Annotated in this window: 2 protein-coding genes; both read right to left on the bottom strand. The window is 69.9% G+C overall.

Annotated elements, in window-relative coordinates; genetic code table 11:
* The coding region (locus tag VI238_RS05235) for an Hpt domain-containing protein (protein WP_331649179.1) at positions 1-3668 on the bottom strand (3668 nt) is incomplete at its 3' end.
* 107 nt (positions 3669-3775) lie between these two features.
* A partial coding sequence (locus VI238_RS05230; protein ID WP_331649177.1) for a methyl-accepting chemotaxis protein occupies positions 3776-4996 on the bottom strand: 1221 nt, incomplete at its 5' end.

The raw sequence follows: 4996 nt of genomic DNA, 5'->3' as shown, positions 1-4996 counted from the left end.
GGCGCGGCGGCCGGCTCGGCGCGCGGTTGCGCGGCGGGCTCGGCGGCAGCAGCGGGCGCAGCGGCGACCTCGGGCTTCGGCTGCGGCGGCTCGGGCATCTCGACGGGCATCGCGCGTTCGCCGAAGTCAGGCGCCGGCGCTTCGCTCGAGGCTTCGAGTTCCACCTCCTCGTCGATTTGCCACTCGCCTGCTTCGGGGAACGGCACGCCGGTGGTTTCCGGTACGTCGATCGCGGACTCTTCGAGCGAAATCTCCTCGACCTGAAGGTCGGCGAACATCGCGTCGATCGGCACGTCGTGCGGGGTGATCGGCTGTTCCTCGAGCGTACTCGCCGGCACCACCGGCCACTTCTCGAACTCGGCGAGGGCCGACGCGAGATCGTCCGGGATCTGCGCCTGCGGAGGCAGGTCCGCATCGTCCATCGCGATCGCCGCGTGGGCGTCGCGCAGCCAGTCGTCGACGCTGGGCTCCTCGGGTCCCGCCGCGGTTGCAGCCGCTTCGGCGAACGGGTCTGGCGGCATTCCGCCCTCGCCCGGTACGGGCTCGGCGGCGACGCCGGCCGGCGTCTCGGCGACGTCGCTGTACCAGGTCAGCGATGCCTCCGGTTCGGGCAGCGAGTCGCGCAAGGCCACCATGCGCGCGGCAAGCGCGCTGGAATCGGGCAAGCGGGCCTCGCCCGCTTCGAGCCGATGCATCACGTCGCGCGTGAGCGCCGCCGTGTCGCGCATCGCCGCGACGCCGACGCGCAACGGCGGCCGGTCGGCGGCACGCAGGCGCTTGATGTAGGTTTCGAGCGGCGCGAGCACGTTGCCGATCGACGGGATGTCCACCATCGCGATCGCGCCGTTGAGCGTATGGACCGCGCGCAGCAGCGATTCGCTCGCGCGCACGGCTTCGGGCTCGCAGTTCGCGACGTACTCGTCGACCACCGCGAGGTGCGAGGCGACCTCGCTCTGCAGGATGTCGAACAGCACGGGGTCGATGCTCGGCAGCGGGCCCGAGACCACTTCGGCGGCGCCCGCCGGCGACGGCGCGGTGGCGGAGATCTCGCCCGCGAGCGAACCGGTCGCGCGCACGTCGGCCGCCAGCACGGGCTGCTCGCGCACGGGCGCCGCGACGCGCCTGCGTACCGTGCGCCGCACGCGGCGCGTGCCGATGGCAGCCGCGGGCACGCGAGCATCCTCGCCCGCGGCGACGCGGTCCGCGGTGTCCATGATGCCGGCGACGTTCGCGCTTGCTCCCGCTTCGCCGCGCAACGCGGCGAGCAGCGCGGGCAGTGCCCCGATCGCATGATCGACGAGCGAGACGACCGCATCGCCCGGCGGTATCGACCGATCGAGGACGCGGTTGAGCATGTTCTCGACCTTCCAGCTGAACTCGCCGAGCGTGAGCGCCCCGACCAGCCGGCCGGAGCCCTTCAGCGTATGGAACGAACGGCGAATCGGCTTCAATTCCTCCATGTTGCCGGTATCGCGCTTCCACACCGGCAACTGGTTCCTGAGATTGGCGATTTCCTCGTCCACTTCCTCGAGGAACACCTCGCGGATGTCGTCGTCGATCTCCTCGGCCGCGGCGCCGTCGAATCCGGCGAGTGCCTGTGCATCGGTGGCGACGTCCTCCTCGACTTCCTCCTCGACCTCGATCCAGTGGGCGTCGGCGTCCCCGGCGGCGCTGCCGGCGACGTCGGTCTGGGCAAGGCGCAGGCCGGATAGGTCGTGCGATTCCGGTTCCGCGGCGCGCGCCTCGCCGACGACGAGGTCATTGAGGTCTCGGCCCGGCAGCAGGTCGACGGTCGGGGTCGCGTCCGCGGCGGGATGCTCGATCACGCGGGATTCCGCGGTGGGCGTCGGCGGTGGCGGCGGGACGGACGGCGTGGCCGCCGCGGCGCCGCTGCGCGCGGGCGCCTCGAATACCGGCGCCGGCAACGGCTTCTCGCGCAGCTCCGCGGGGGGCAACGGCCAGTAGCCGAGCGATTCGAGGCTCTCGCGAGCGACGTCGAGGATCTTGTCGCGGTTGCGGCGCTGTTCGCGCGTGGCCTCGAGGTAGTACTCGATCGCGGCGAGCGCATCGGCCAGCTTGTCCATCTGCTCGGCGGTGGGCACGCGCTTGTGGGCGATGAGTTCGACTTCGACGAAGCGCACGACCGCCGTCATGAGCTCGGCCGCGTTGGCGAGCCCGAGCATGCGCAGCGCACCGGCGATCTCTTCCAGCAGACGCGGGATCTGCTGTACGCGCTGGTGGTCCCACGGCGACTCGATGAACGCGATGATGTCCTGCTTGGCCTGCTGGATGTTGACGGCCGCCTCGCGCATCAGCGCATCGAGAATGCGCCGCACTTCGGCCTTGGGCAGTTCCAGTTCGCCGCTGCTCGGCGCCTCGCCTTCGCCGCCGTCGCCGAGGCGTTCGATGTGGTCGTCGAGCGAGGCTTCGACGTAGAGCAGCGCGCCGGCGACGTCGAGCAGCGCGCCCTCGTCGACGGGGCGGCGATGCTGCGACATCTCCTCGATGATTTCGCGCTGCTCGCCGACGACGCGACGCGGCACGCCGAGGCCGAGCATGCCGAGCGTGTCGCCGACGCGGTTGAGCACCTCGGCTTGCGCGGCGAGCTCGCCCGCGTCGGTGTTGTGGCCGCGCAGGAAGATGTCGAGCGCTTCCTTTACGCGCACGAGGTCGTCCTTGATCGCCGCCGAGACGGTACCGAGCAGGTTCTTGTTGCGGCCCGTCATCGAACCTTGAGCGTGCTGCAGCTCGCTCTGCGTCGGCAACAGGGTGTCGAGCCGGTAGGTGCGGCGGATTTCCGCGCAGCGCGCACCGGGCGTCGCACCGTCCGCGCTGGAATGCGCGACGTAATACAGCAGGTTCTTGAGCAGCTCGCGCGGCGGCTTCGCAGCGAACGCGGCCTCGCCGCCTTCGGCGAAACGATGGATCTCGCGATCGACGCGACCGAACAGCAGCTTCACCGCGACGCTCGGCTCGAGCCCGCGATCCTCGACCGCCTCGACCACGCCGGCGGCGATCCACCAGAGGCGCCGCGGCTCGACCCCGTGCGAGATCGAGCGCAGGCGGTCGAGCACGTCGACGAGACGCCGCAGGTGCTCGGCACCGCCCGAGTCGCGGAACCATTTCAGCAGCGCGGCCTGGAAAGCGAGGCGCAGGCGCAGCGCCTGCGCGCGCAGGTCGCCCGCCGCGAGGGCCTGTGCGCTCCCCGCCGCTGCGTCCGGCAACGGCAGGCCGAGATCGGGCGAGAACAGCGCCGATTCGCTCAGCAGGTTCTCGCCGCGCACCGCGCGCAGGTCGTTGAGCAGCGGCAGCAGGACGATCGGAATGTCCTTGTGGCCGCTCTGCAGGCGCTCGAGGTAGTCCGGCAACTGGACCATGCCGCGCATGAGCACGGAATAGCCCTCGTCGCGCTGCTTGATCGTGTCGGCCACGAGCGCTTCGGCGAGCCGCTCCATGTTCTCGACCACCATCGCCGCGCCGTACAGCTCGACCATGCGCAGCGTTCCCTGCACCTGGTGCAGGTGTTCGGCGCACGCACGCATGAGCGCGATGTTGTCGGGCTCCTCGACATAGGTCTCGAGCGCCTCGCGCGCCTGCGCGAGCGTCGCGTCGAGCGCCGGCTTGACCCAGTTCAGGGCGGTGAATTCGCCATCGTCGTACAGTTTCATGCCACTAGCCTCGACTGCGACGACCGGCGCCCGCCGTGCGCGGCGCCACGGGGGCGCCCGCCTGGGACGGATGGAGGAGGATCAGGGGTCGCTTCATTCGTCTCGACTCATCCCGGCAACTTGAAGTCGGCGACCGATCGGCGCAGGTCGGACGCGAGCTGCGCGAGGTTGCCGATCGACTCCGCGGTCTGGCTCGCGCCGACCGAGGTTTGCGAGGTGATCTCCTGAATCACGTTCATCGTCGCGGAAATGTTCGTCGCCGCGGCCGACTGCTGTCGCGCCGAGGTCGAAATGCCCTGAATCAGGGCCGCGAGATTGTTCGACACGTTCTCGATCTCGCCGAGCGCGTGGCCCGCGTCCTCGGCGAGGCGCGCGCCCGACACGACTTCCGACGTCGTCTGCTCCATCGAGCTGACCGCCTCGTTGGTATCGGACTGAATCGTCTGCACGAGCGTTTCGATTCGCTTGGTCGCACCCGACGCGCGTTCGGCCAGCCGCTGCACTTCGTCGGCGACGACCGCGAAGCCGCGCCCCGCCTCGCCGGCCGAAGCGGCCTGGATCGCCGCGTTCAGGGCGAGGATGTTGGTCTGCTCGGCGAGATCGTTGATGAGTTCGACGATCGCGCCGATTTCCTGCGACGACTCGCCGAGGCGCTTGATGCGCTTGGACGTTTCCTGGATCTGGTCGCGGATCGAATCCATGCCCTGGATCGTCTGGCGCACGACCTGCGCGCCGTTCGCGGCGATCTGCACCGAACGCTGCGCGACGTCCGCGCTTTCGGCGGAGTTCTTCGACACGTTGTCGATCGACGTCGCCATGTCGTTGATCGCGACCGACGCGGAGCTGATCTGGCGCGCCTGGTGCTGCGCGGCGTCGGCGAGCTGCATCGCGGTCGCCTGGGTCTCCTGCGCGGCCGCGGACACCTGCACGGCGGTCTCGTTGATCGTTGTGACAAGGCTGCGCAGCGCTTCGACCGCGAAGCCGCGGCCCGCTTCACCGGCGGACGCGGCCTGGATCGCCGCGTTGAGCGCGAGGATGTTGGTCTGCTCGGAGATGTCGTTGATCAGTTCGACGATCGCGCCGATCTCCTGCGAGGATTCGCCGAGGCGCTTGATGCGCTTCGAGGTTTCCTGGATCTGGTCGCGGATGTTGTCCATGCCCTGGATCGTCTGGCGCACGACCTGTGCGCCATTCGCGGCGATCTGCACCGAGCGCTGCGCGACGTCCGCACTTTCGGCGGAGTTCTTCGACACGTTGTCGATCGACGTCGCCATGTCGTTGATCGCGACCGACGCGGAGCTGATCTGGCGCGCCTGGTGCTGCGCGGC

Source organism: Dokdonella sp. (assembly GCF_036518555.1).
In the GTDB taxonomy this organism is placed as follows: Bacteria; Pseudomonadota; Gammaproteobacteria; order Xanthomonadales; family Rhodanobacteraceae; genus Dokdonella_A.
This window is presented reverse-complemented; position numbering and strand designations above follow the sequence as displayed.